23 protein-coding genes and 2 pseudogenes are annotated in these 25,482 nt (G+C 61.9%); 2 read left to right on the top strand and 23 right to left on the bottom strand.

Annotated features, from left to right (window positions below; translation table 11 throughout):
* On the bottom strand, positions 1 to 839 hold an 839-nt coding region (locus tag APH30_RS04550), incomplete at its 3' end, for a TrkH family potassium uptake protein (protein WP_177333707.1).
* 231 nt (positions 840 to 1,070) lie between these two features.
* On the opposite strand from APH30_RS04550, the gene APH30_RS04545 reads away from it, so the two are divergent.
* A complete protein-coding gene (locus APH30_RS04545) occupies positions 1,071 to 2,183 on the top strand; it encodes a mechanosensitive ion channel family protein (RefSeq protein WP_016488074.1) in 1,113 nt (370 codons plus the stop codon).
* A 73-nt stretch (positions 2,184 to 2,256) separates the two neighbouring features.
* Positions 2,257 to 3,537 (top strand): annotated as a pseudogene (locus APH30_RS04540) (DUF2254 domain-containing protein).
* Between the two features lie 247 nt (positions 3,538 to 3,784).
* On the opposite strand, the gene APH30_RS04535 reads toward APH30_RS04540, so the two are convergent.
* The 22 genes and pseudogenes from APH30_RS04535 to APH30_RS04425 all read right to left on the bottom strand — a co-directional run bounded on the left by APH30_RS04535 (position 3,785) and on the right by APH30_RS04425 (position 25,472).
* Complete coding sequence (locus APH30_RS04535) at positions 3,785 to 6,238, bottom strand: TonB-dependent siderophore receptor (RefSeq protein WP_016488071.1); 2,454 nt, start codon at positions 6,236 to 6,238, stop codon at positions 3,785 to 3,787.
* A gap of 84 nt (positions 6,239 to 6,322) precedes the next feature.
* Complete coding sequence (locus APH30_RS04530; RefSeq protein WP_016488070.1) at positions 6,323 to 7,291, bottom strand: FecR domain-containing protein; 969 nt, start codon at positions 7,289 to 7,291, stop codon at positions 6,323 to 6,325.
* A 13-nt stretch (positions 7,292 to 7,304) separates the two neighbouring features.
* Positions 7,305 to 7,808, bottom strand: a complete 504-nt coding sequence (locus APH30_RS04525) for a sigma-70 family RNA polymerase sigma factor (RefSeq protein ID WP_016488069.1) — start codon at positions 7,806 to 7,808, stop codon at positions 7,305 to 7,307.
* Positions 7,809 to 8,559: 751 nt separating this feature from the next.
* Positions 8,560 to 9,288, bottom strand: coding sequence for a TIGR03747 family integrating conjugative element membrane protein (locus APH30_RS04520; RefSeq protein ID WP_024717422.1), 729 nt, complete (start codon positions 9,286 to 9,288; stop codon positions 8,560 to 8,562).
* A gap of 35 nt (positions 9,289 to 9,323) precedes the next feature.
* Complete coding sequence (traD, locus tag APH30_RS04515; protein ID WP_016488067.1) at positions 9,324 to 11,450, bottom strand: type IV conjugative transfer system coupling protein TraD; 2,127 nt, start codon at positions 11,448 to 11,450, stop codon at positions 9,324 to 9,326.
* A gap of 9 nt (positions 11,451 to 11,459) precedes the next feature.
* Positions 11,460 to 11,921: an integrating conjugative element protein gene (locus APH30_RS04510; protein WP_230849746.1), complete on the bottom strand. Its 462-nt coding sequence runs from the start codon at positions 11,919 to 11,921 to the stop codon at positions 11,460 to 11,462.
* Entirely contained in the window at positions 11,918 to 12,472 is a 555-nt protein-coding gene (locus tag APH30_RS04505; RefSeq protein ID WP_016488065.1) for a lytic transglycosylase, read from the bottom strand. The genes APH30_RS04510 and APH30_RS04505 overlap by 4 nt, the downstream gene beginning before the upstream one ends.
* A complete protein-coding gene (locus APH30_RS04500; protein WP_016488064.1) occupies positions 12,454 to 13,170 on the bottom strand; it encodes a TIGR03759 family integrating conjugative element protein in 717 nt (238 codons plus the stop codon). The genes APH30_RS04505 and APH30_RS04500 overlap by 19 nt, the downstream gene beginning before the upstream one ends.
* A gap of 10 nt (positions 13,171 to 13,180) precedes the next feature.
* Positions 13,181 to 13,849 carry a hypothetical protein gene (locus tag APH30_RS04495; RefSeq protein WP_016488063.1) on the bottom strand — a complete coding sequence of 223 codons (669 nt, stop codon included), beginning with the start codon at positions 13,847 to 13,849 and terminating at the stop codon, positions 13,181 to 13,183.
* Positions 13,846 to 14,235 (bottom strand): PilL N-terminal domain-containing protein, encoded by a 390-nt coding sequence (locus tag APH30_RS04490; RefSeq protein ID WP_102082271.1) that lies wholly within the window; start codon positions 14,233 to 14,235, stop codon positions 13,846 to 13,848. Before APH30_RS04490 ends, APH30_RS04495 begins: the two co-directional genes overlap by 4 nt.
* A 259-nt stretch (positions 14,236 to 14,494) precedes the next feature.
* Positions 14,495 to 15,211: a hypothetical protein gene (locus APH30_RS04485; protein WP_016488061.1), complete on the bottom strand. Its 717-nt coding sequence runs from the start codon at positions 15,209 to 15,211 to the stop codon at positions 14,495 to 14,497.
* Between the two features lie 60 nt (positions 15,212 to 15,271).
* A pseudogene (locus APH30_RS04480) lies at positions 15,272 to 15,765 on the bottom strand (JAB domain-containing protein).
* A gap of 62 nt (positions 15,766 to 15,827) precedes the next feature.
* A complete protein-coding gene (locus APH30_RS04475) occupies positions 15,828 to 16,085 on the bottom strand; it encodes a hypothetical protein (protein ID WP_016488060.1) in 258 nt (85 codons plus the stop codon).
* A 67-nt stretch (positions 16,086 to 16,152) separates the two neighbouring features.
* Positions 16,153 to 16,692 carry an STY4534 family ICE replication protein gene (locus APH30_RS04470; RefSeq protein WP_016488059.1) on the bottom strand — a complete coding sequence of 180 codons (540 nt, stop codon included), beginning with the start codon at positions 16,690 to 16,692 and terminating at the stop codon, positions 16,153 to 16,155.
* A gap of 744 nt (positions 16,693 to 17,436) precedes the next feature.
* Positions 17,437 to 19,404: a DNA topoisomerase III gene (locus tag APH30_RS04465; RefSeq protein WP_016488058.1), complete on the bottom strand. Its 1,968-nt coding sequence runs from the start codon at positions 19,402 to 19,404 to the stop codon at positions 17,437 to 17,439.
* A 110-nt stretch (positions 19,405 to 19,514) separates the two neighbouring features.
* The gene (locus tag APH30_RS04460; protein WP_024717424.1) at positions 19,515 to 19,859 is read right to left on the bottom strand and encodes a helix-turn-helix domain-containing protein; all 345 of its coding nucleotides are present in this window, start codon (positions 19,857 to 19,859) and stop codon (positions 19,515 to 19,517) included.
* 459 nt (positions 19,860 to 20,318) lie between these two features.
* On the bottom strand, positions 20,319 to 20,747 hold the full coding sequence (locus tag APH30_RS04450; protein WP_016488055.1) for a single-stranded DNA-binding protein: 429 nt from the start codon (positions 20,745 to 20,747) through the stop codon (positions 20,319 to 20,321).
* A 5-nt stretch (positions 20,748 to 20,752) separates the two neighbouring features.
* The gene (locus tag APH30_RS04445) at positions 20,753 to 21,247 is read right to left on the bottom strand and encodes a DUF3158 family protein (protein WP_016488054.1); all 495 of its coding nucleotides are present in this window, start codon (positions 21,245 to 21,247) and stop codon (positions 20,753 to 20,755) included.
* Complete coding sequence (locus tag APH30_RS04440) at positions 21,244 to 22,008, bottom strand: PFL_4669 family integrating conjugative element protein (RefSeq protein WP_016488053.1); 765 nt, start codon at positions 22,006 to 22,008, stop codon at positions 21,244 to 21,246. Before APH30_RS04440 ends, APH30_RS04445 begins: the two co-directional genes overlap by 4 nt.
* Positions 22,009 to 22,158: 150 nt before the next feature.
* On the bottom strand, positions 22,159 to 23,373 hold the full coding sequence (locus APH30_RS04435) for an STY4528 family pathogenicity island replication protein (RefSeq protein WP_016488052.1): 1,215 nt from the start codon (positions 23,371 to 23,373) through the stop codon (positions 22,159 to 22,161).
* The gene (locus APH30_RS04430; protein WP_016488051.1) at positions 23,367 to 23,918 is read right to left on the bottom strand and encodes a DUF2857 domain-containing protein; all 552 of its coding nucleotides are present in this window, start codon (positions 23,916 to 23,918) and stop codon (positions 23,367 to 23,369) included. The genes APH30_RS04435 and APH30_RS04430 overlap by 7 nt, the downstream gene beginning before the upstream one ends.
* Before the next feature lie 15 nt (positions 23,919 to 23,933).
* A complete protein-coding gene (locus APH30_RS04425) occupies positions 23,934 to 25,472 on the bottom strand; it encodes a ParB family protein (protein WP_016488050.1) in 1,539 nt (512 codons plus the stop codon).
* Positions 25,473 to 25,482 lie beyond the last annotated feature (10 nt).

Below are 25,482 nucleotides of genomic sequence, written 5' to 3'. Positions count from 1 at the left end.
AGAAAACCCAGAAATCCCTGTACCTGATGGTCCTTGATCAGGGCGCGACGATGGCCCCGCAATGTCGCCACATACAGTGTGAAGGGCAGACTGCCGAGAATCATGATCACGACGGCTACCCAATGCACCGCAGGCTGCGTCCAATGCCCGAGTGACGCATCCGAGGTCGAGAAGCCGCCCGTCGAAATCAATGACATCGAATGATTGATGGCTTCGAATGGGGTCATACCGGCGAGCCATAGGGCCAGGGTGGCGAAGGCGGTAAGTCCCAGGTAAATCACAAGGATCATCTTCGCCGCAACATGCGAGCGTGGCGTGACCTTGTCCGACCAGTCAGAGGACTCGGTCTGGAAAAGACGCATGCCACCTACACGCAACAGTGGCAGCACAGCCACAGCCATACCGATGAAGCCGATTCCCCCAAGCCAATGGAGCAGAGAGCGCCAGATCAGCAACCCGGGTGACGCACTGTCAAGGCCGGTCAATACCGTGGAGCCGGTTGTCGTGATGCCCGACATGGTCTCGAAGAACGCATCCGTATAGCTGATGTGCCGAATGAACACCATGGGCAAGGCTGCGAAGGCACATACCACGACCCAGCTCGCGGTTGTGAGCAGATACATGTCCCTGGACCGTATCTGCGGCGCATCAGGAAGCCCCCTGGCGATCAACGAGAGCCCCGCGCACAGGGCAATCAGGCTCGACCAGGCGAACGCTCCAAGATCGTCGTTGCGCCCATACACCAGCAAAGTCGTCATAGGTATGACCATGCTGATGGACAAGGTGATCAGGAACACGCCGATGATGAAGCCGATGAAACGCAGTGCAGGGAGTGGCATCGAAAAAAACTCATAGGTGTGATGCCGGGCAGTATCGACGGCGTAACGGCGATGTCGAGTAAAAAAACCGTAAAGGCCCAGAGCTCAATGGTAATCCCTTGGCTAGCGCGGCGCGGGAGAAAGAGACAGGCCAGCGCGCTAGCGGGAAGATCCGATCGACCTCTGAGGCCAGCTTGCCGTCAGAGACAGAACAGATCCCGCTCATTCGACGAAATCAGGAGGCTTTCACTCATGTACGAGCGCATCATTGATTTGATCACAGGCAATACGGTTTTCGGCATATCGGTGCTCAACCTGTTGCTGGCGCTAGGTGTTGCTGCAATCACATTCACGGTGTCACGGGCTGCAATCGGCTTCATGCAACGCCGGGTCAGCGCTGTTGGGAGCGTCGGTCAGGTATTGGTAAAGGTTCTGGCAGGTACCAGCAACCTCCTGTTGCTGCTGGCTTCGTTGCTGGTGGGGCTGGGGATGCTCGATTTGCCAGAACGATGGCTGACCAGGGTCAGCAGTTTGTGGTTTGTGGTCGCCGCACTGCAGATTGGCTTGTGGCTCAATCGCGCCATTGCCCTGGGGCTGGTCCATTATTTCTCGCGCCATGGCGGGCAGGGGCTCTATCAAGGCAGTGCACTAGCGACCTTGTCGGCTTGGGGGGCACGCGTACTGTTGTGGTCGGTAGTCGTGCTGGCGATGTTGTCCAACCTGGGCGTGAACATTACCGCCTTCGTTGCCAGCTTGGGGGTGGGCGGCATCGCTGTAGCACTGGCAGTACAGAATATTCTCGGCGATCTTTTCGCTTCGCTGTCAATCGCCGTCGATAAGCCGTTCGAGGTGGGAGACTTCATCGTGATTGGGCCATTGGCGGGGACAGTTGAGCACGTGGGGCTGAAAACGACCCGTATTCGCAGCCTGGGGGGTGAGCAGATCGTCATGGCCAATGCGAGCATGATCAGCAGCACCATACAGAACTACAAGCGTCTTCAGGAGCGGCGCATCGTCTTCGAATTCGGCCTGTCCTACGACACCCCCACTGAGGCTGTGAAAAAAGCGCCCGTCATCGTGGAAGAGATCATCAAGTCTCAGGACCAGGTACGCTTCGATCGTGCCCACCTGCGTGGCTTTGGAAAGGAGGCGTTGGAGTTCGAATGCGTTTACATCGTTCAGGATCCTGGCTACAACCTGTATATGGATATTCAGCAGGCTATCAATTTCCGGCTGCTTGAGTGTTTTTCCCGAATTGGCGCCAGGTTCGCGTTGCCGGTGCGCTCCATCAAGGTCACGGCTTTACCAGAGCAGGCCGATACGCCGGTGCAGCAGCGTGGTAGCCACGGTTATGGGCGAGGTTGATGGGCAGATTCAATGACGGTGGGGGCGGGAAACTGAGCGCGCTGACGGCGTGGGCTGCCAGGCGGGCCTACGGATGATGGCGCGCTGGCGTTGGATCGCTGTTCGAGTCACTAAGCGACTATGGTTCCGGGCGACTTTGTTTTCGCTGCTCGGCGTGGCGACAGCCTTGATTGCGGTGGTGTTAAAAGACTTCATTCCTGCGTCCTTGCCCGCTCGGATAGGCGCGGACGCTGTTGACAAGATCCTCGGCATCATTGCCTCCAGCATGTTGGCGGTCACCATCTTTTCCTTGAGTACCATGGTGGCGGCATATGGTGCGGCCAGCACGGGGGTAACGCCTCGTGCCACGACGCTGGTGATGGAGGATACGACCACGCACAATGCGCTTGCCACGTTTATCGGCTCGTTCCTGTTCAGCCTGGTCGGGCTGATTGCTTTAAGTACGGGCGTCTATGGTGATCAAGGGCGTGTCTTGCTGTTCGCGGTAACCATCGCAGTTGTCATCCTGATCGTTTATACCTTGCTGCGCTGGATCGATCACCTCTCCAGGCTCGGGCGTGTAGGTGAGACTATCGACCGCGTCGAGAGGGCTGCGATAGAGGCTATCTAGCATCGGGCCAAATGGCCTTACCTGGGGGGCTCTGCATACCCGCCAGGCATGGTTTTCCCTCCTGCTGCCCAGCGTTTGGTCAGTCATCGAACCGGTTACGTTCAGCACATTGATGTGGAGGCTTTGGCAGCCATCACCCAGCGGCACAACGTTATGATCTATATGGATGTGTTGCCTGGCACATTCGTCTACCCAGGAGCACCGCTTGCGACCGTCGTGGCGCAACCCGGCCAGGACGTACGAGGGGTGGCGGCCTTCGAGCTTGACGTACATGCAGCCATTACGGTGGGCACCCGTCGGACGTTCGAGCATGACCCGCGCTTCGGCCTGTCAGTGCTGTCCGAGATCGCTTCCAGAGCGTTGTCGCCTGCAGTCAATGACCCCGGCACTGCGATCGATGTCATCGGTCGAGGTGTCAGGTGCTTGTCGCACTGGGGGCGGCCTCAGGCGCTGGCTCCGTCTCATGGAGACTGTGCCCAAGTTTATCTGCACGGTATTGTGGTCGAGGATTTGTTCGATGATTTCTTCGGGCCGATCGCTCGAGACGGGGCGGCGCTGCAGGAGGTGAATATACGACTGCTCAAGGCGTTGTTGAGCCTGGCTCAAATCAATCCACGGCTGTTTGAAGGCAGTGCGAGCAGGCATGCAGAGCGGCTGCTCTTTCTTGCCCATGCCGCGCTCGTGCTTGAGGCGGAAAATGCGCAGTTGGTCAAACTGGCTGAGCCGTTTCATGCCAAGTGTTAGCCTTGAAATGTGTAGGCTCGACTGGACGGGTTACAGCTTTCTTCCTGATGAGAAGCTCGTCCCGCATCTGCAACACGGCTTGTGTCGAGTATTAGCCTCGGCGGCCTTCCCGTGCATCCATATTGGTGTTTAACGCACGGTGTATCTTACATGGCGCAGTCAACGTTGGCTGCGCCCGGTACTGGCAAGCTAGCTCTCCATATCCGTTTCCATCTCGGGGCAACTTTTAACCCTGTTGCATTTCAGGTCACCACCGGAAAGTCAGGCTGCCAATCACTGTACGGCGGTTCCCGTAGAATACGGTTTGCTCATAGAACCCCGGGGTGAAATAGCGCTTGTCGAACAGGTTGCTTGCGCTCAGGTCCACCGAAACCCCTTGAAGGTCCTCTCTCAGGTGCGCCAGGTCATAGCGCACGCTGGCGTCGGTGAGGGTGTAATGAGGGACTTTGACAGTGTTCTTGGCGTTGTACGAGGACCCGACATAACGCTGCCCGACACCCATGCCCAGCCCCTCCAGCGGGCCGGCCTGCACGGTGTAGTCAAGCCACAGCGAGGCGGTGTTGCGGGGCACCGAGATCGGCACGTTGCCCTCAAGGCTGTAGGCGGCGGCGCCAGTGCCCACGGGATTGGCCTTGGTCACCTCGGCGTCGACGTAGGCGTACGAAGCGATCAGGTCCAGGCCGCGGCTCAGCTCGGCCTTGCCTTCGAGTTCGATGCCACGCGAGCGCTGCTCGCCGGTCTGCACCTGAAAGCTGGGGTTGGTCGGGTCGGTGGTGGTGACATTCTTCTGGGTCAAGTCATAAGCCGAGAGGGTGATGAAGCTGTTGTAGCCAGGCGGCTCGTACTTGATACCGACTTCGTACTGCTCCCCCTCGGTGGGCTTGAAGTAGCTGCCATCCTGAGCCGTACCCGAGGTCGGCTGGAAGGAGGTGCTGTAGCTGGCGTAGGGGGTGATGCCGTTGTCGAACAGATAGGCCAGGCCCACGCGACCGGTGAACTTGTGGTCCTTCTGTACGCTGCGGGTGTCGTTCAGGTAGCTGTACTCGCGCCCCTCGACCCAGTCCTTGCGCCCGCCCAAGGTCAGGCGCCACTGGTTCAGGCTGAGCATGTCCTGGGCGTACAGGCCTTTTTGCGACACGACGCTCTTGCCGTCAGTCTGCAACGTGCTGTTCCAGGTCGGGCTGGCATTGTAGACCGGGTCGAAGATATCGACGGTCTGGTTGGCGGCAACGCCCCGGCGCGATTCACGGCCCGAATAATGGCCGTAGTCGAAGCCCACCAGCACATCGTGGCCAATGGCGCCGGTGTCGAAGTGGCCGCCCAGGTTATTGTCGAGCAGGAACGTATCGGTTTTCTTCGGGCGTTTCTGGTAGCCGAAGGTGTAAGTCCGGCCGTCGGCACCCAGTTGGCCGCTGTTGCGAGCACCGTTGCTGATGTAGTCGACGTCGACCTTCATGTAGCGGGCGTTCTGGGTGAATTTCCAGTCGTCGTTCAGCTGGCGCTCGAAGAGGTAGCCGAGCGAGGTGTTCCCCACCTCGTTCTTGCTCACGTGCGGATCGCCCAGGTAAGTACTCGACGGGATGTGGCCGAAGGGCGTGTTGGTCAGCGTACCGTTCACCGGGAAGCTCTGTTCGGCGCCACCCTTGCGGGTCTTCAGGTAGCTGGCCAGGAGCGTGACGCTGGTGTCCTCGTCAGGCTTCCAGGTCAGCGACGGAGCGATATAGGTACGGTCGTCCGGCGAATGATCGACCTGGGTACCGCTGTCACGCTTGAGCGCCACCAGGCGATAGCTGAATTTGCCCTCGTCATCCAGTCGACCACCGAGATCCAGCGCCGTCTGCTGGCGATCGAAGCTGCCGCCCTGAACCTGGATTTCGTGAATGGCTTCGTCGGTGGGCCGCTTGCTGGTCAGGTTGACCATGCCGCCAGGCGCCATTTGGCCGTACAGCACCGACGCCGGGCCCTTGATCACATCGATGCGTTCCAGGCCGTAGGTTTCGAAGTCGGTGTCGTACTGGTTGAAGCCGCTGCGCAGGCCGTCCCTGTACACCCCGAACAGGTTGAACGAACGGAAACCGCGCATGTAGATATCCGGCGCGCCCTGTCCGCCCACGTAATCGATCGCGCGAATGCCCGGGGTGTAGGCGACGGCGCTGTTGAAGTCCTGCACGCCGCGCTTGTTCATCTCGTCGCGGGTGATCACCGAGATCGACTGCGGCACTTCACTGATGGCGGCATTGGTCTTGGTGCCGACCGAGGAGCGGTTGGCGACGATACCGTCGATGGGGCCGGTAATACTCTGCTCGGCGCGGCCGCTGATGGTCGAGACCGGAAGCGTCATACCGCCCTCCACGCCTGCTTGGTGCTGCAGGGTGTAGCTGCCATTGGGCAGCGCTATCGCCGTCAAGCCAGTACCCGAAAGCAGCACGGCCAGACCGGCCTCGACACTGTAGTCACCGCGAAGGCCTTGGCTGTGCAGGCCCGCCACCTGATCGGCAGGGTACGACAGCAGCAGTTTGCTTTCGTGACCAAAGCGATTGAGCACATCGCGCAAGGTGCCAGCGGGTATGTCGTAGCTGCGGTTGGTAGACGCCGCACTGACGATACCGGCACCCGACAGCAAGCCGACACCAGCAAGCGAGGGGACCAGGCTGCTGGCCATGGCGAAGGTCAGCGCCCGAAGGCGAAGGGGGTGATTCATGCCGTGCTCCACAAGAATGATCGAGGTCTTTCTGGTGGAGTCTCGCGAGTGCGGCAAACAGACCACCCTTTTCGCGATTTATTTTCAAACCTGGATGTTTTTCGGCTCCAGCGTCACCCAGTAAGGGGTGAAACGGCGAACCTCGGCACCCAGCGAAACCCCAAGTGTCTGCAGAATCCGGTCCGTGTCGGCCAGCGGGTAAGTGCCCGCGACGCGCACGCCGGCAAGACTGCGGGCGCAGCCCAGATGGCCACGACGATAACGCCCAAGCTCCTGGAGGAACTGCTCCAACGGCATGTCACTGGCCATCAGCATGCCGTCGGTCCAGGCCCTGTCAGCCTCGCTCAGCGTGCGCAACGGACCGACCTGGTCGCGCGTGAACATTAGCTGTTGCCCGGCCTGCACGCTGATGCCGGCCAGGCGTTCGGGGTACAACCTGACGACGCCATCGCGTACCGCGAGTCGGCTGTAGCCCGACTCCTGACGCAGCAGAAAACGCCCCTGTGCAGCTTCAACCCAGCCCTGCCCGGTCTGCGCCCGGAACGGTCGCAGCGCAGGAGCCGCGACCACGTTCACTTGAATTTCACCACGCAGCAGCCGCAAATCGCGCCCGGCCTGGTCAAATCTGACGTCGACCGCGCTATCGGTGTTGAGCAGCAACTGGCTGCCATCGGCCAACACGACATTGCGCTGCTCGCCTACACCGCTGTGATAGTCAGCGTTCAGGTTCTGCCACAGCGCAGTATTACGACCATTCCACGCCAGCGTTCCGCTGGCCACCGCGAGCACCAGTACCTTGAGTGCGCTGCGCCGGTCCAGGTTGCTCGTGGGCGTGGCGGTCAGCGCGGCATGCGCGATGGGGGCATGATTGGCCAGACCCGACAGCCGCTCGGCAAACGACTCGACGCGCTGCCAGGCACGGGCGTGTTCAGGGTGCTGATGCAACCAACGCTGCCACTGCTCGACCGTACCGGCCGAGACCGACGGTGCCTGCAGTTCGATCATCCACTCCACGGCCTGCTCAGCGATGGCCGGGGCGATTCTGGCGGTCATGGCTGGCACCTGCTCATTCGGCGAAGCAACATTGCACACCGGCCTTGATGATGTAGCGCTTGACGGTGGTTACCGATACGCCGAGCCGCTCGGCAATCTCGGCATGCGCCATGCCGTCAAGCTGGGACCAGAGGAAGGCCTGACGCACCGGGACTTCCAGCCCGTCCATCAGACGGTCGAGTTCCTGCAAGGTCTGCAACAGGATCGCCTGCTCTTCCAGCGAAGGCATCAATTGCTCAGGGACGCTGGCAAGCACTTCAAGGTAGGCGCGCTCCAGCTTCTGCCGGCGGAAGTGGTTGCTTAAGACGCTGCGCGCAACGGTCACCAAAACGGCGCGCGAATCGCGAATCTGTATCGGTTCATGCTTGGCCAGCAGGCGTACGAACGTGTCCTGCGTAAGGTCTGCGGCGCTGGCGCAGCAGCCCAGCTTGCGTCTCAGCCACCCTTGCAACCAACCATGGTGATTGACATATAGGGTGTGAAATTCCGTTGAGGTAGCACCGTCAGTCGTTGACATGATGAATGAGCACTAGCTTGAAAATATAATTATTATCATAGGCAACTGATAATTTCTACCGATTGGCTGGCTTCTCCCTTCCACGGCGGCGATGCCAGAAGCCAGATGGCAGCATCAGTTATGACATGTAAAGTCAAGCTCATAGGCTTGGGGGTAAGTCTTTAATTTGTAGAGGGATGTCGGCTTACAGATCAAATTAATGAGAGCTGAGATGTGAGAACTATTTCTAAATAGATTGTGTGGATAATTAACCACCCTGTAACGGCAGTGATATTTCAGTAGGAAGATAATCTGCAGTAGAGAGTCTTCGTGTCAGTGACTTGAGTCGAGGAATGGACGCTTGTCCATCCTCAGGCTAATACTTAGTTATCTGCCTGAAGAGGTGCAGAGCATGCAAACAAATTTGTTATTGTTTGTCGCAATGCCAATAAAGAGTGGGCAAGCTCTTTCAGCAGTTTGGCGTTATACTGCAACTATTTCGGTCGGCTTCGATATTTATGACAATTAAGAAAAATAAGACTGGTTCCAACCTATCCGACCAAAGCTCTTGCAGAGGCTGCACGCGCAAAGCTGAGCAGAGAGAGCTTTAGTCCTGAAGAACGATCCCCACTTTGCGTACAGGATCTTCGATGTTGTAGTGAGGTCGTTTAATATCCAGTCCCGGCTATCAATGGTACCGCGAGCTCTTTGGCCGTAGGGGTTATGATAAGAACGGTGGTATGGGTGTCTGCGCGATTTCGATTGCTCGCATTCAAAGATATTTTTTGAACGTGCTAACGGTGAGGGCCACCATAAAACCCAGCAACGCAGAACATGGAAGTAATACCCAATTGGGGCTCAGCGACCAAGGGAGCGATAGATAGATTACCCAAGGGCTGACCATCAACGGCAGCAATGTTCGCTTGGCTCGGTGATAGACGAAGCTGCTTTCCCTGTCCGCCCCGAACTTGCGGAGGTCGCGACGCATCAACCCGTCAACCAGTCCGGTGACTACCGCGAGTAAGAAAAGGGGCGTTGCGAGAGTGAGCACAGTCAAGCGCACCACGAACGTGAAAACTGTGAATAGAGCCGCCAGCAGGTAATCCTGGCCAGCGACATACGCCTGAGCAAGTTGTCCTTGCAGCGACGACTCGCGACTGAGCAATTTCAGCTGGATGTCGGATTGTGCCCAGCCTGAGCGGACTACAACCCAATCGTTTAGGCGTTCGAGGATTTTCGTGGCCGCTTGTGCTGGCTCTTGCACCAGGAGCGAGCTCCTAAAGTGGCTGCTGAGCCAGCCAAGTTCACTGAGCCACATGGCATGGCTGTGATGCCAGCCTTGGTCGGGCCAAAACCATAGCATGCCTACGAACTCCAGCAGGATGGAGAACAGCAGGGAAGCAAGCAGCAGGCCGAGCAATCGCAGGCACAGCTCAAGCGTGCCGAGGATCAGACTCGGTCGTCGTTGTGTTTGAGTCGGGTTGGTTGGGGCAGTAGGCATGGAAGGCTCCCAGGTGGTCGTGGGCTGCCAGGTGATCACGAGGAGTATTTACGCCCGGGTGGTGGCATCTCTGGATCAAAATCGACCGTCGGTGCGCCACCGGCACTGCTCCACCAACTCCCTGCATTGGCGTTGTAGGACTCGCGCATGCGCGCAGCCAGCGCTTGCAGATCTGCTGGCATCGCGTCGTCGCTGGCGGGTTTGGGCAGCGGTATCCGAACCTTCCACAGCTGCCCGCCTTCTTGGAACGAGAACATCTGGCCCTTGGGTAGGGCGATGATGTGCGCGGGTTCGATCAGCGGCACGGCCGTGGTGGTGACCCGGTCCTGCGAGGACGACGTGAAGTCGGTACGGGCATCGGGATCGGCCGTGTCGGTAGCGCCGGAGACCAGCGTACGCGTCTGCACATTGACCCTGGGCAGTTGATTGGTCAGGAGTTCGGCAGTCGCGGTTTCCCGCACGCGGAGTATCTGCAGGGTGTTGAAGTTACCGATCACCTGGCCAGCTTTGGCCCGGCTGCCGATGCGTGCCTCGATGTCGCTCAAGGTCTGGGTGTACGCGGTAACCTGGATACCGGCACCACCGCCCTTGTTGATCAGCGGAATGAACTCGTCGCCCATCAGCTCGTTGAACTCGTCGGCGTGCAGGTTGATGGGCACCTTTTCGGCCGCTCTGGAGGAGCTCGGCAGGCCATGGTCGATGCCGTGTTTGTAGATATGCCCGGCCACGGAGACCAGGTCGGCAAACATCGAGTTGCCGACCGCGGCAGCGACCTCGGCATCGGACAGTGCATCCAGGCCGACGTAGACGATGCCGCGTTTACGGATGACCTGCAGCCAGTCGAAGATTGGCCGTGGATCGTCGAGGTCGGCATAGTTGGGGGCCAGCAACTGCGCCGTCTTGCCGCTGGTGAGCTTTTCCAGCAGCGGCAGCAGCGAAGCGACGATCTTGTCGAAGTAGGTGCGGTCGTAGCGCACCGCCGAGCGCAGGCCATCCATCACTGGATCGAAAAGGCGCTTGGCAGTCAGGTACTGCTCGATGGCGACCACGCGTTTCTCGCGGCCAATCATGTGCCGCGGCACGTTCTTCTCGTTGAGCCGAGCTTCGAGATCCACAATGGTCTCCCACGCCTGCGGGTCATGGCGGGCGAAGAAGTGCTGGGCATATTCAATGAACAGCGCGTCGATGTTCACCACATGGCGCTGGATCTGCAGGTAGTCGGGGCGCCGGCCGAGCTCGATCAGCGCCCGGGCGATGATATTCACGAAGCGCCAGGCGAACTCGCGAAACGCCGCCGAGTTGCCTTCGCCGCTGAGTTGGCCGGCAATCCGAGTGGCGACTTCCGAGATGCGACCGAAACGGCCGATGGCGTTGTAGCGTGCGGAAATCTCCGGCCAGCCCAAATGGAAGACGTAGAACTCGTGCTCACGGCCGGCGCGTCGCGCTTCCACGTACATGCGCTTGAGCAGGTCGGCATCGCCTTTGGGGTCGAAGACGATCACCACTTCCTGGCTCGGCCGGTGGATGTCCTGGGTGATGTAGACCTCGGCCAGGCGCGTCTTGCCGACCCGGGTAGTGCCCAGGACCAGGGTATGGCCCACGCGCTCGCCCAAAGGCAAGGAGGCTTCCTGTTCGTTGGGCTCGACGCCGTGCAGCAGCGGGGAGCCACCCACGGGCGGCAGTGGTCGTACCGGGTTGAGTGGGCTGTCCCAGGCGGTTATCCAAGGCAAGATGGAGAGCCCTGGCGGTGCTTTTTCCAGGAGATGCTCCAGGCGGCGGGCCCACTGGTAGGCGGCCGACTGGTTGACGTAGCGGGCCAGCGCGGGATCCTGCGCTTCGAGCAAACGCTGGGTGTGCAGGCGGCTCCAGCGAAAACCACGGCCCATGAACAGGCGCTTGCTGCTGATAGGGATCTGTCGGCTGGTCAGCGAGTAGCGGGGTAGGCGGCGGATGTTGCGTCGATAACGCAAAACAATGCGGGCCTCATTGAGGCGCTTGAGGCCGAAGGCGGTATAGGCCAGGGCCATGCCGGCGCCAACTTCCGGCGACAGCGCCACCGCCCAGGGTGAATGCAGGCACAGCGCGCCGGCACCGGCACAGATGCCTACGGTGTACAGCTCCACTGCCGGGCGCAGCAGGGATTCCATCGCATGATCGCCCATGGCACTACCTCACTGTACCATGCCGGTCGGAGTGATCAGTACCGGGTAGTGCTCCAGTTCCAGCCGCTCGGCGATGTCGTCGCCACTCACCGGCCAGATGGCCAAACCAGGCGCTACCGCCTGGATACGCTGCAGCGCTGCGGCATCAACGACTTCAACAGCCAGGCCGTTGGCGCCCAGTCGCTTCAGCGCTGGCGCGTGCTGCGTCAGCCACGCCAACGAGGCGGCGTCCGCCCCAACCAGGAACAGCGGGACCATGCCGGGCAGATCCAGCGCTCTGCGGGGCACCTCACCCGGCGTGAGGCGCGCGCTGTGCACCGGCAAGACCCAGTTCAGGGTTCGTGGATCGGGCCGTTCGACCGCCGTAGCCGACTCAGCGGCAATGACAGGGGGCGTTGGCCCAAGCCATGCCCCGGCAGCCAACGACCCCATCAACCCGCAAATCAGTGCGCCCCGGCGAACGACAATCATGAGCGTGGTCCTCCACGGCTGGACGTGGCGGCTTCAAGGCGCTGCCAGTGCAGGCTGAACTGCGTGCGGTAGCGCGCCGCCGGGGGCCCTCCCGCAGGCCGGTGATAGTGGCCTGCGGCAATGACCCAGTCACCGACGTCGGCGTAGTGCGCGCGCAACAGATCGGCGGTGACGGCGAGGTTGGCGCGCGGATCGAGGGCATCGCAGGCGGTGGGATAGCGCTCCGGGTGATAACCCAGGTTGATCTGGCCCAGGCCGACATCGATGCGCTTGGGATCATGGCGGGTGAGCGCCGCTTTGAGTGCGCTGCAAGCCTGGTCACGGGTGGCGAAGCGCTGTGGCGTACCGGCCACATTCAAGGTCCACGGCCAGGGCAGAAGCCGCCCACGCAACGGTGTGCCGCTCTCTTGCTGGGCAATGGCGAACAACACCGAGGCCGGGATGCCGGCCTGGGCTGCGGCCAACTGGTAGGCCGGCGGAGGCAGGCCGCCTGCTTGGGCCGCCGTCACTCCCATCAGGGTCAGGGCGAGGGTCAATCGACGCGCTGCCATTTCCCTTCCACCTGTTGAAAGCGCGCGGGCAAGGTGCGGCTGGCGCCGAGGGCGAACCAGCGGCCACGGTCATGATTGAGGGTGACCTGGCCGCTGCCAACCTGGGCAGGGGTAATGCCCACCTTGCGCGCCCATTGGCGAATGCGCGCATCATCGCCCTGGCTGCCCACCAGATAGATGTCCAAGTGGGCGCCCGTGCTCAGCCATTGGCGGAGGCTGGCCTCACAGGTCGAACACGGATCTTCCACAAACACCGCATAGCGCGGGTTGCTCGACGGAGGGATTGCATCGCTCAATCCCTGTACCGGCCGCAGCCCTGGGAACAACCGCCCCCAGGCAGCAGAGTAGGCTTTTTGATAGGCCAGTTCGCGCTCGGCACGTTTGGCTTCGAGTCGCACCTGCAGCTCGGCGTAACGCTGGCGCTCCTGGTCCGAGTCGGCTTCCACGCCCAGGGTGGTCAGCGGATCGAGGTGCGGTGACCAGTACTGACGGGGACCGCTCTGCAGGCGCTCGAACTTGGACCATTCGTCGTCGGTCAGGCCCCAGGCCTTGGCCTGTGCTGCAGATCGCGCTTGCTGCAGCGCGGCCTGCTCGCTGGACTGCTGCTGCGTTTCGACCGTGGCTGGGGCACTCCATCCCGATCCCGACACCAGGCAGATGGGGAATAGGAGCAACGAGAGACTGATGAAACGGACCATATGCACCTCGTCATGGCAGGGGCAGCGAACGTTCGCCGAGGCCAGGCACCTGGAACACGGCCTGGTTCCGGCGAATGGCCTTAAGCTGCCAGTCGTTCAAGCTGTCACCGGGCTGCAGCAGGTGGACGGTCGACAGGGCATGCGCGCCGGCCGGTTGAGCCGAGACAAACCGAAGGTCGCCTCGGGTCTCGACACCCAGCAAGGTGAATGGCGGCGTCGGGGTTTGGGTTTTGGCGGCCGGTTTGGCGGGGGCTGCAGGCTGGGGTTGTGTGGATGGCGCAACCGGGCGAGCCTCGAGGGCGTGGACGGCGGTTTCGGCGTTGCCCATGCGCTGTTCCAGCGCGGCCAGGTCGGCCTTGGTCGGACCCAGCGGCACCGCTTCAATGGACTTGAGCGAAGCGTTCACCTCATCCAGCTGTTTGCTCAACGCCGCGAAGGTCGCGTCCTGCTGGCGCTGGTGCTCGCCCAGCGCGTTCACTTGCGCTGGGAGTGCCGCAAGGTCGGCGCTGAGTGCATCGAGGTCCCGCCACAGCGCCGGTACTGGATCGGCTGGCGCATTTTCCGCAGCGACTAGGAGCCTGGCCAGTTGCTGCTGGTGGTTGTAGGTCGTGGCGGCGAGTACTGCGGCGCCGAGGCACAGGGCCCCGAGCACCAGGGCCTGAAAGTGATGGACCTTCATGGCGCGATCTCCAGGGGCGGGCGAGGTGGGGCGGGCACCGGTGCGCGAAGGGCGTAACACACGCTGCGTTCGACCGGGTCGATCATGAGTCGCCAGGCCGGGCCGCCGAGGATGGTCAAGGCGTCCAGCAGCGCCATCGGCCCGAGTTGGTGCTGCACGGCCGGCAGGGGGCGGCTGAACAAGGTCGTGACCTCGGCGCGGTTGGTGCAGAGCGAGTAGCCCGAGCGCTGCAACACGTGGCGCAACGCATCACCGACCGTCGCATGCAGCGCCGGTGAAATCTGCACGGTGATGAGCTGGAATAAGGGCTGGCGTTGTTCCAGCGTCGGTCGCGTGCTGACCAGGGTGTAGCGGTCCTGGCGGACCCACGCCGGTGATTCTGACAACGGCTTGGACGGGGTGGCCGGAGCTGGTACGGCTTTGGCTGGCGCTTTCGATGGGGTGATGGCAGGCGACGTGTTGCAACCCGCCAGCGCGAGCATCAGGACAAGGTAAGGAAGTGCGGGCGTGTGCATGAGCAGGTCTCGACAGATGTTGCCGACACCTTGGCAACACGCGCGAGGTGCACCCACTGAAAAACCGAAGTTCCCCGTCCGGGTTATCAGGCTTAGTCCATAAAAAAGGCGCCCAGCAGGGCGCCTTAGGTCAATCGTCAGCAAACACTGGCAGTCCTGCCAGCGGGGCTGCATCAGGGTCAAACACCAGGAAGCGCGTGTCGGCCTGGCCGGCCAGCAACAACAGGGTCATCAACACCGGCGGTACCTGTTCATCCAACAGGCGGATGCAGACGTCCGCCGCTGAGCAACCGGGACCTTCCACGTGGGCGCTGCGGTGCCAGGGTGTGGAGTACAGCTTGCAGCCGACGGAGCGGTTGCTGACCAATGAGAAACATTCAAAGAAGCCCGCCGGTCGTTCGGAGCGGGCAAGCTGCTGAAGGTAGGCGTACTCGTCGGCCGGTAGGTGAGATGTGCTGATCTCCCAGCTGCGGCTGTACTGGCCGGTGGCAAAGGACAGCTGCTGCATCAGGTGTTCGGCAGCTTTCCGGGTGGGAAGGTCGCAGAGGTGCACCGAGCCACTCAACTGCTTGGCGGTGACCTGGTACAGCACGGTGCTGACCACGCTGTCCGCGGGCAACTGCATGCGAAGGAAACCCGAGACATCCTGGCCTTCCGTGATGACGGCGCAATCGTCATCGAACACGCAGGCCTGAGAGTTGATGTGATCGTCGTTCAACTCCAGCTGGGCGGTGTGCAAGGGGCGATAGCAGGGCGGGCACTGGTCGTCGTAGTGGATCTGAACCACGCGCTTGCAGGCAAATGCATGAAAACCGCGGGCAAACGGGTTGGGGGTTGAGGTGAGCATGATGGCGCTCCAATTAAAAGAGAACGCCACCCCATGCAGGCGGTGGCGGGTGGGGGAGGGTTAAATCCAGCCGTATTCGGCCAGGGAGAGGGGCTGACCTTCTCCGACGATGATGTGGTCCAGAACGCGGACCTCGACCAGCGCCAGGATTTCGATCAGGCGCGCCGTCAGCACGCGGTCGGCGCCGCTGGGCTCGGGGGAGCCGGAAGGGTGGTTGTGGCTGAGGATAACTGCGGCGGCGTTGTGTGCCAGTGCCTTGACCACCACTTCACGGGATACACCGAAGCCCCATCGATGCTGCCGAAAAACAACACCTCGAAGTCCAGCACGCGGTGCTGGGAATCGAGGTACAGCAGGGCAAACACCTCGTGGTGATAAGGCGCCAAGCGCAGCTTCAGGTAAGAGGCGGCGTCGGCCGGCGTGATGAGGACTTCGCCGCGTTGGAAGTAGCGTTGGTCCAACAGCTGCAGGGCTTCGTTGATCAGTGCATCTTCGTGGGCGCGCTGGGTCAGGACGGGGTCGAGGGGCTCGACCAGGGTCAATGGCGTGTTCATGAGCAAAGCCTCATATGCAGGAGCGCTCCGGGAGGAGGCCCCAAGTGGGTGAGATCAGGCGGTCACAGGCGGGTGAACCGATGGCGAGTGCCGTGCAACGGTGAGTGGCAGCTTTCGCAGGGGCGGGTGGAGAACGAGTCGATGCCGATGCCGGTGTCCGGATCGAAATCGGCGCTGAACGGCAGCAACGCTTGCACTGCCTCACGTATCTGCGCGATTCGCTCGTCAACTTCGGCCTCGCTGTAGTACAGCGACAAGGTGCTGAAGTCGTCGTAAGCCACCGCCTGCAGGCAGTCTTCGCAGAGCCAGAAGCTTTCCATGACAACCTCCGACGTGAATGAACAACAGGCGCTCCCAAGAGCGCCTGTTGTTGGCGGTCAAACTGCCTCAGGCAGATTGAGCTGCTGCGGTGGAGTTACGGGGGGCGGTTGGAGTTGGCTGGCGCTGATCGGAGTCACCGTCAGTGTTTGCCTTGTCCCCATCCGCCTCAGCAGGTTCCATCGCGTCAGAGGCAGCGTCGGTGCGGGCGGGCGCACGGTAGCTGAACTGGCCATCGACCTTGATCCACTCGATGAAGATCAGGCGGCCCTTGAGGCTGGCGCCGGGTTGACCCTTGCGTTCGCCTTTCTCGTACAGGAAGGGATCCACCCAGAGGTCGCCGATGCGAAACGCGATGAGGACCTTGCGTTCAGCGCGGACGTCTTCGAGGTGCTCACGGATCAGCCGTTCGGCTTCGCCGCCAGCGACTTTGCAGTCGAAGCGGGTGTACTCGACGTCGTCCGAGGCACCGTGCAAGGCAGCGATGTCACAGGCCATGAACGCTTGGCCGCGGCGAACCGGGACTTCGCGGACACGGTTCAGGTAACCGATGCCTTGGGTGTGCAGGTTGAAGTAGGTGGTGGGGGCGTTATTGCTTGCGGTGGCCATGGTGGATCTCCTGTTCAGCAGAAACGCGGACAACCACCGGCCCTGGCGGCTGGTGAGTTCCGCAAGGGTGAGGGTGCAAACACATGATCGGTAGAGAGGGCGCTCATCACCGACAGGTCGGTGACCGTGCGAGCTGCCGAGCGCGAGTCGCACTTGGGGAGAACCACCCGAAGCGGGCGCAGCCTTCAAGGTTCTGGCGGCCTGGGAGCTGTCAACGACAGCGGTGTGCAGCTCATCTATAAAACGCCGCAGAACCCCCGTCAACCGGGGATTTGCGGCGGTTTGGGCGGGTGGCAATCAGTGGCTTCCGGTGGATTCTCGGCGGCGAAAAAATAGCCCGACGGTCATCAGGCTAGGAAGAAGTGGACCACCTTTGATCCGGCGATGTGACACCGGAGTTCGTCGCAAACTCTCCGCTGTCGATCCACCGGGATCAACCGACCCTTGTCGTGGCCTAGGTCGGAATCAACTGGCACGCATCCGCGCACAAAAGGTGCCCAGTGTTTCGCCGGCGGGCACCGGAGCTGAGCATCGCCGCCGAAGCGGATGACCCTTGAGGCCTGGCACAAGCCGCATGGGTCATCCACCTAGGAGACTTGGAACGCTGAGAAGTTATCCGCAAAGGCGGTGAAGGATGGCTCCGAACTCTACGAGTCTGACCGAGCTGCCCGGAGCGAATCGGTCTGGGGTCGCCAAGTGGCGTGGGGCAACTTCACTACACCAGCGCGGCGGTGCGGCGTCAAGTCATGTCTTCTTCGGGCGCTTGGCTTTAGTTACCGGCTTGGTGCCCTTGCAGTCCGGGTAGCGGATGCAGGACCAGAAGCTGCCAGTACGGCCTTTGCGCTGGCGCATGCCGCTGCAACACACCGGGCAGAGCGGTCCCTTCGATGGGGGCGGCTGCAGGGTGAGCGAGGCGTTGCTGCGCACCAAGCGGGTCAGCCACTGCGACTGCTTGGCTAGAAAGGTCTCGACGCTCAACTGGCCCGACTCAATTCGGCCCAAAGCCTGCTCCCATAGCGCCGTCAGCACCGGATCGGCCACTTCCGCTGGCACTGCTTCGATCAGGGTGTGCGCCGCGGCTGAGGCGGCCAGGCTGCGTTTCTTCTTGGTCAGATAACCGTGGTCGATCAGCCCCTGAATGATGGCCGCGCGGGTGGCTTCGGTGCCGAGGCCGCAGCTCTCCCTGAGCGTCTGCTTGAGCCGCAGATCGGCCACCTGGTTGGCGATGGTTTTCATCGCCTTGACCAGCGTGCCCTCGGTGTAGGCCTTGGGGGGGTGTGTGCGTTGGATAATGGCGGCGGCGTCAGTCAGCGCCACCGAAACGGATTCTCGAAGTGTGGGTAGCCGTTGAGTCTGCTCGCCGGGCTCATTGCCGTGGGTTTCGTTGATCACCGCTTTCCAACCGCGCACCAGGATCTGCTTGCCCCGGGCCAGTAGCTGGTCGGCCTGGCTGTGCAGCAACACCTGGGTTTTCAGGTACTCATGCTCAGGAAGGAACTGAGCGAGGTAGCGGGCGCGGATCAGCGCGTAAACTGCCTGCTCGCGCTCAGACAGCTGAGTGAGGTCGAGCTTGATGGCGGTCGGAATGATCCCGTGGTGCGCGGTGATCTTGCTGCTGTTCCAGGCGCGCGAGCGGCGACACGGATCCAGCGCTTTGATGACCTGACCGAGCGCAGGGCTGGGAGCCACCAGGGCATGCAGTATGCGGGGCACCTCATCCAGCATGCTCTCGGGCAGGTAGCCGCAATCGGTGCGCGGGTAGGTCGTGGCCTTGTGGGTTTCGTAGAGGGCTTGGGCGATCCCCAGCGTTTCCTGGGCGCCGAGCCCGAGCTTGGCCGAGCAGACTTCTTGCAGGGTGCCGAGATCAAACGGCAGTGGCGGCCCTTCGCGGACGTGTTCCACCTCGATGGTGCCAATACGGGCCGTTCCGTGTTGGCTCAGGCGCAGTGCAGCTTGCCTGGCGGCCGCTTCATCAAGGCAGCGGCCCTCATCGTCGCAGACCGAAGCCGGAGGTTGCCAGCTGGCTTTGAAACTAACACCGTCTGCCACCAACTGGGCGTCGACGTTCCAGAAGGGGTGCGGCACAAAGCTCGCGATGGCCCGGTCGCGTTCGACTACCAGGCGCAACGTCGGGGTCTGGACGCGGCCAACCGGCAGCACACCATCAAAGCCGGCGCGGCGGCCGAGCAGGGTGAACAGCCGGCTTAGGTTGATGCCCACCAGCCAGTCGGCACGGGAGCGGGCCAGTGCACAGTGGTACAGCGGCAGGGTCTGTTCGCCCGGACGCAAGGCGGCCAAGGCCCGGCGGATCGAGGCTTCATCCAGGGCGGACAGCCACAGACGCAGGACCGGCCCCTGATACTGACAGCGCTCGAGGATCTCCCGGGCGATCATCTCGCCCTCGCGGTCAGCATCGGTGGCGATGACCACCTCAGCGCACCTTTGCAGCAGTTGGTCGATCACCTTCAGTTGGCTGGCGACCTTGGGCTTGACCACCAACTGCCAGTGATCGGGGATGATCGGCAGGTCGTCCAACGACCAGCGTTTGTAATCACCATAGGACTCAGGGGGCGCGGTTTCTAGCAGATGGCCGATGCACCAGGTGACGGTGACGTTCTGGCCCTGCAGGTAGCCATCGCCGCGCCAGCTGGCCTGCAGTACTCGGGCGATGTCACGGGCTTGGGACGGTTTCTCGCAGATGAACAGGCGCATATGCGGGCCCTCTCGGTGGTTTCCGACAGGGTGGGGGTGTGGCCGTGAAGCGCCAGGGTAAAGCCGAAAACGGAGGGATCGGTTCGACGTTTCAGCGCAGGGCTAAAACCTTACTTGCGTTGCGCAAGATGAGTGGCCAGCGTTTGCAGAAACTCCAGGGCGAACTGTTTATCGGCATCGCCCAGCTCCTTGATGATCGCGGTGATCTGCTGGCCCTGGTCCTGGGGGCGAGGACTGATGGCCAGCAGCAGCTCATCGACGGGGCAGCCATACAGGTCAGCCAACTGCAGCAACTTCGTCACGGACAGCTCCACCAGGCCACGCTCCAGACGCGAGACGGCCTCGCCGGTAATGCGCAGGTGTTCGCCGACCTGCTCCTGGGTCAAACCACGGTCGCGACGGTACTTCGCCAACTGGCGGCCAATGTGATGTGGGCTAGGCTCTTTGACGGGCAACGGGGCGCTCTCCAATTCGATCCATATGGTTGACTACCCACCCAAGGATATGAGCGGCTCAGAGAGTTGACTGGCAACCCTATGAGGCGTATCACGAAAAATAACTGCAGGACCCGCCCGTCCACACGGAGGCTTCAACTTGCACGGATCCCACCAGAGTGAGGCAGACAAGTTAGCGATCAAGGCCTACGAGCTGTTCATGGCCACGCAACTGGAACCGGAGAATGGGGAGGCGCGCGCGCACTTGATTGCCTGGGTTCAGGAGAGTCCGGCGCACTGGCGGGCATTCCTTGCCCTGGATCAGTGCCTGACGGAGGTGAAGCAGTTGCTGGAGAGTGAACGGCGGGGTAAACCCCGACCCAATAGAACGCGCTAGAGGGGCCAGTACTGCTCGCCGGTTGGGCGGCGCAGCCCCTGCGGTATCGCGCAGGGCGCAGTGATTCCACTGAGTTCCACGGATCACCCGGCCTTGCGCGGGGCTTTCTTGCCACCGCCTTTACGCGTGGCGCTGGGAGTGTCTTGAGCTTTCTCACGCATCGAGACCGAGGCCAGGCGATGCGGCAGGATACCAATGCGCCGGGCCTCGACCTTGAAGGTCACCCGCGCGTTGTCCTCGCTGTCTTCCCACTCCTCCTTGACCGTGCGGCCTTCGACCAGGACGCGCATGCCTTTCTGGTACAGCGTGCTCCAATGCTCGGCATCGCGGTGCCAAAGCTCGACGGGCGCCCAGTAGCCGCCGCGATCCTCGTAGCCACCCTCGCGCGGTACCGGGTTGTCGAAATAGACGTTCAGCCGCAGCAGGCGTCGTGGTTCATCCGGGTTGGAGTTGAACTCCTGAAACTCCGGCACACTGCCGATGTTGCCTTCACCTACAAACAACGTACTCATGCGGGTCACTCCTCGGTGGGGGAACGGGTCAGGGCGAGTTCGGCGGCCTCGAGCTTGCCGGCACCGGCGACAGCCTGGCGATACAGTGACTGCAGGCTGCTCATCTGCAGGTTCAGCACCACCCGGTTGGTCTCCAGCTGATACAACGCCTGCCGCAGTTCAGGGTGCAGATGCGGATGAACCACCGCCTCCTGCCACACCTGCACGCCCATGCGCTGAAAGTCCGGGCTGCGCCAGCGCAGGAAGTCGGTGCCGGTCGCGCTGTGCTGCACGACCAGTCGCAGTTCCAGCAACGAGAACGGGGGCTGCGCCATGATCGCCAGCATCACTGCCATCAACTCGGCGACCTGGGTGCGCAGGCGCAGGATCGTCTCGGCGAACTGCTGCAGCTCCCCCTTACCCTTAAAAGGCTTTAAAAGGCCTTTTAGGGAGGCACCTTGTGCGAACTCACGATAGACATCTGCTGACAAACGCCGGGCAATCGCGTCGGCCAAGGTCATGCCTCACCTCCTTCGGCCGGTTCTTCTGGCTCAGGGAGAGCTTCGACCTCAGGTTGGTCGTGTTGATCCGACCCAGCGGGTAGCGGTTCTGAGGTACCCCGCGTGATGGGCGGGGCGAATTGGGAGCGGTGGCTGCCCTCGAGGATCTTGCTTGGTGGCGTGCCGAACTTGTCGATCGCTTCACGGGCGCGGGCGTTGTTGGCGGCCATGTCATCCCGACTGACCCCTGCCAGCCGGTAGCGCTGGGCCAGACCGAACAGGCTGCGCAGCTCGTGGGCGCCGCGATCGATCCAGGTTTCCATGTCGGGGCGGCCGATTAAGGCGGTGTGGTGGGCGAGCAGAACGCGGCGCACCAGGGCGTCGTAGTCGGTCAGCAGGTAGACCGCGAGAAAGCCAAGCTGGCTGCCGATGAACAGGGGGAGGGTGACGGGATGGATATTGAGGTTGTCGCCGATGTCGACTTGGGTGGGCAGGGCGCGCTCCACCCGACTGACCTGCTTGGTCAGCGCACGCAGTTCGGCCTTGGCCTGCAGCAGCTTGTCCTCCAGTTGCAGCATGAACCAGTCGGCGAAGGGGTCATCCTGGCTGCTGGCGTGCTTGAGCAGGTTGGTGACGCCGATGTAACCGGGCATGCCCATGATCGCGTGTACCCCTTCGCGGCCCATGCGGCCTTGCCACAGCCGCGCCGCATGATGGGTATGCAAGGTGAGGGTGATGCTGCTGCGCAGGGAGCCCAGGTTGAGCTGGTAGTGATCGGTCATCGCCAGTACCTCGCCGTCGGAATGACGCCGACGATGGGCCGATTAGTGCGGTTCGACGCGAATCAACATGAAGGTGGTCCGCTCGTAATTTCAGGCGGTGGATCTCGGTGGATTCAATGGCATGGGCATCAAGTCCACCGAGATCCACCCCTAGGTCGGCGCAAGCGAACCACGACAGCGTTGTTTCAGTTCCTCCAGGCAGGAGAGGGCGAGGGGCGAGGCGGTGCGCTGACCACCGCGCTTCGGTCGTTCGCTGGGAGGCTCTGCTGGCACAGGCCTCGCTGGATTTGAAGTCGGTCTTGAGGTCTTGACCTCCTCGGTACGCGCGGCCCACAGGGTGAACTCGCCTTGGCAGGCGCGTTTGATCAAGCCCATCAGGTAGGCGACCGGTTTTCGGATCTCGCCGCGGGCGCAGCGCACCGCCGCTTCATTGATCACCGCTTGTTGCTGTTCCGGTTCGAGCTGGCGCATCGCCTGGGAGGCCATGCGCCGCTCGGTCGAATTCAGCGGTAAATCTTCAGGCCAGCGTGCACGACCAAACTCGACCTGTGCCAGTACTGTACTTTTTTTGCTTTGGTCTTTCTGTACTGTACGGCCGGCGTCGGCATTCCGAACCACAGCCGAATCCGGTGCATTGCCGCACAGTTCGGAATCGGTGGCCGAGGCGTGAGGATTCCGAACGGGGTGGAGCAGGCCAGGTTCGGAATGTTGCGCCTGCGCGGCTTCGTTGATCAGCAGCAGCGAGTGTTGCTGTGTCGGCGGCAGTGCGCCCAGCCTGTCCTTGTCGCCTTGGACGACTTGCGGGTCGGCTTGAATTTCGGCCAGCACATGCTGCGTCACATCACGCACCCCCTTGGTGGCGTGGCTGAGGTTCTGTTGCAGGAGATCCGCGTAGCCGCTGTCCAGCTCAAGCTGCTCGGCCGCCGTCAACGGATCGCCGTGCAGCACGTAGATGCAACCGCGCAGGCAGCCTTGGGCATCGCGCGAGCGGTCGACCAGGCTGAGCCAGCGGGTGGTACGCAGGACGTTCAGTGCGCGGGCGATGGTCTCGCGCGACGCCTGGGTGCCACAGGGGCTGGCTGCCAGGTAGGGTTGCAGGTCCTGGTAGCGGGGCATTTTAACCTGGCGTTCGGTGATCAGCCAGCGCAGCACCTGCCAGGTGTTGCGCTCCAGCGGGGTCAGTCGACGATCGAGTAGCAAGGCCTGCGGCAAGGGATTGTTGTCGCCGTAGTAGATCGTGCGCAGCGCGGGCTCCGCAGCAGCCGCTTGTTGGGCCTGGGCGGCCTGAAACTCATTGCGGCGTCGAAGGGCGTCGTAGCACTGGCGCACCACGTCCTGCCAGTCCACTTCGTAGAAGCTCAGCATGGCGTACCTCCGTACAGTTCGACCTGTTGCCAGACCTGGGTCAGGCTGATGTGCTGTTCCTCGGCCAGCATCATCATCGTGTCCAGTGGATCGTTGTCTGGCTCCTCCGCCCGTAACTGGCTCCAGCGGTTCCACACCGCATGCTCCTGGGCTTCACTGAGCTGGACCGGCCGGCCGCGGTGGGTTTCGATTTTCAGTATTCGGCGGCGCAACGCCGTTTCCGAATGGTCCAGGCCGAAACAGCGGTACATGATAGTCGAGCTCGCGCCGAGCTTCAGTGCCCGGTTGATCAGGCGTTCGTTCTGCTCGTCGCGCTCGGCCTGGACGATCAGGCGGCGCAGGACGGTGATATCAACCTTGACCTCAACCCAGGCGATTGATGAATGCGCCAAGTGGGACAGGGTGGTCGGAGGCAGCGATTGCAGGACCTCGATGTCTTCGTCGGCCAGGCCCAGCGCTTTGCAGCGCTGCAGACGGCCATGGCGCAGCTCATGCAGCACCTGGTTCAACATCGCATGGTTCAACAGATTGAAGGTCGTGCTCATGAGGCGGCTCCTCACTTAACGCGTGGACGACAGCGTCAGGTCGATCAACTGCCGGGCGTGGCGGATCAGGCTGAACAGCTGCTCCAGCTGGGTATCGGGTAGTCGTTCGAGGCCCACGGTTAGGGCAGGGCGCTCGGGGAAGGGCAGGTCGTAGGTGCCAATCAGCAATTGGCCAAATAGCGCAGCCGGCAGCTGCTGACGTTGTTGCGAAGTCACGTCGTCCTGCAAGCGCAGCAGGGCTGAGAGCAGTAGCTGAATGCCGGTATGTCTAGGGCTCAGTTGCTCGCCATGCTCCAGCGTAAGGGTAAAACCCAAGCCCTCTGCGTGCGGCGTGACCATGGCACTGGCATCGGCATATGCCGCCAGGTCTGTCGCCAGGGCGGCACAACGCTCACGCAATGCAGTGATGTCACCCTGTAGCGGTGCGAGAGGTGAGGCGGAACCCAGGGAGGGCTCACCGGCATCAAGGGCGTTTGGCACCCTCGCAGCAAGCGGATCGTCATCACTCAGCGCCTCGCGGATGTTTGGGAGGCGTGGAGTCTCGGCTGCCGCAGTGTTGTCCGCACTGCTCATCGGCTCCGGTGCGGGCGATTGAGGCGCCGATTGTGCTTCATCTTCGACAGGCAGCTGGGGGGAGCACTCACCTTGTGGGGCTTGCGGCAGCGGCTGAGGCGTTTCCGCAGGCGGCGTTGAGCGAAGCGGTTCCTGATGCATTTCCAAGGCGAGCAGGCGGGGCGTCTGCTTCAACTGCACCGCCATCCTGGCAATCAGCTCATCCTGCAGCTCACCCCAGTTCAGATCGGGCTTATCACTGTCGAATGCCGACAGCACTTCGAACCAGAGCAGTGCGAAGTGTTGAACGTCCCCCAAATACTGATTCCAGATCGACTCCGCCCGGCGCCGCAGGTTAATGATCCGGGCGATGGTGGGTTTGCCAAGCCCGGCATACAACACCTGCGGGATGACCGGTAGCAGGTGTTCGAGCGTGTCGAACATGCGGCTGATATGCGATTGTGAAATCGGGTAGCCGCCCTTGCTCAAGCGTGTGGACAGTTCACGCTGACTGAGAGGGGCATCGGGCTCTTGTAACATGTCCCTGAGTTTTGCCACCGCGAGCGATCGCTCAATGAACGTGAGCTGGCCATGCAGGTCACTTTCGGCCAGGTGCCCGATCAAGGCATGCGACTCGGACTGCCAAGGGCGGAACAGGCAGTGGATCTGAAAGAATCGCTCCTCGCGGGTTTCCTGCCAGAGTTCGCCGAGGATGCTCAAACGGGTGTTGCCGCCATTGCGGATTATGAAATGCGGCTCATCCGGACGGCGGGTGATCGCAGGGGGCTGATCCAGGCCGCGTTCGCGGATCGAGGCTTTGATCTCGTCATACAGCGGGTTGCGAACCACCCGCGGGTTGAGCTCGTAGGGGCGCAATTGCTCCAGGCTGACCACCAACGGTGTATCCCCGACCGGCACGGGCGAGCTGTCGAGGCCATGTTTCTGTGGAAAATGCGCCTGCTGCAACTGTCGCGTGATGTCTTCGGAAGAGGGCGGCTTCATCGCAAAACCT

It is taken from the genome of Pseudomonas sp. NBRC 111127 (genome assembly GCF_001320345.1).
In the GTDB taxonomy this organism is placed as follows: Bacteria; Pseudomonadota; Gammaproteobacteria; order Pseudomonadales; family Pseudomonadaceae; genus Aquipseudomonas; species Aquipseudomonas juntendi.
The sequence above is the reverse complement of the archived record's forward strand: the minus strand, read 5'-3'. Positions and strand labels throughout refer to the sequence as shown.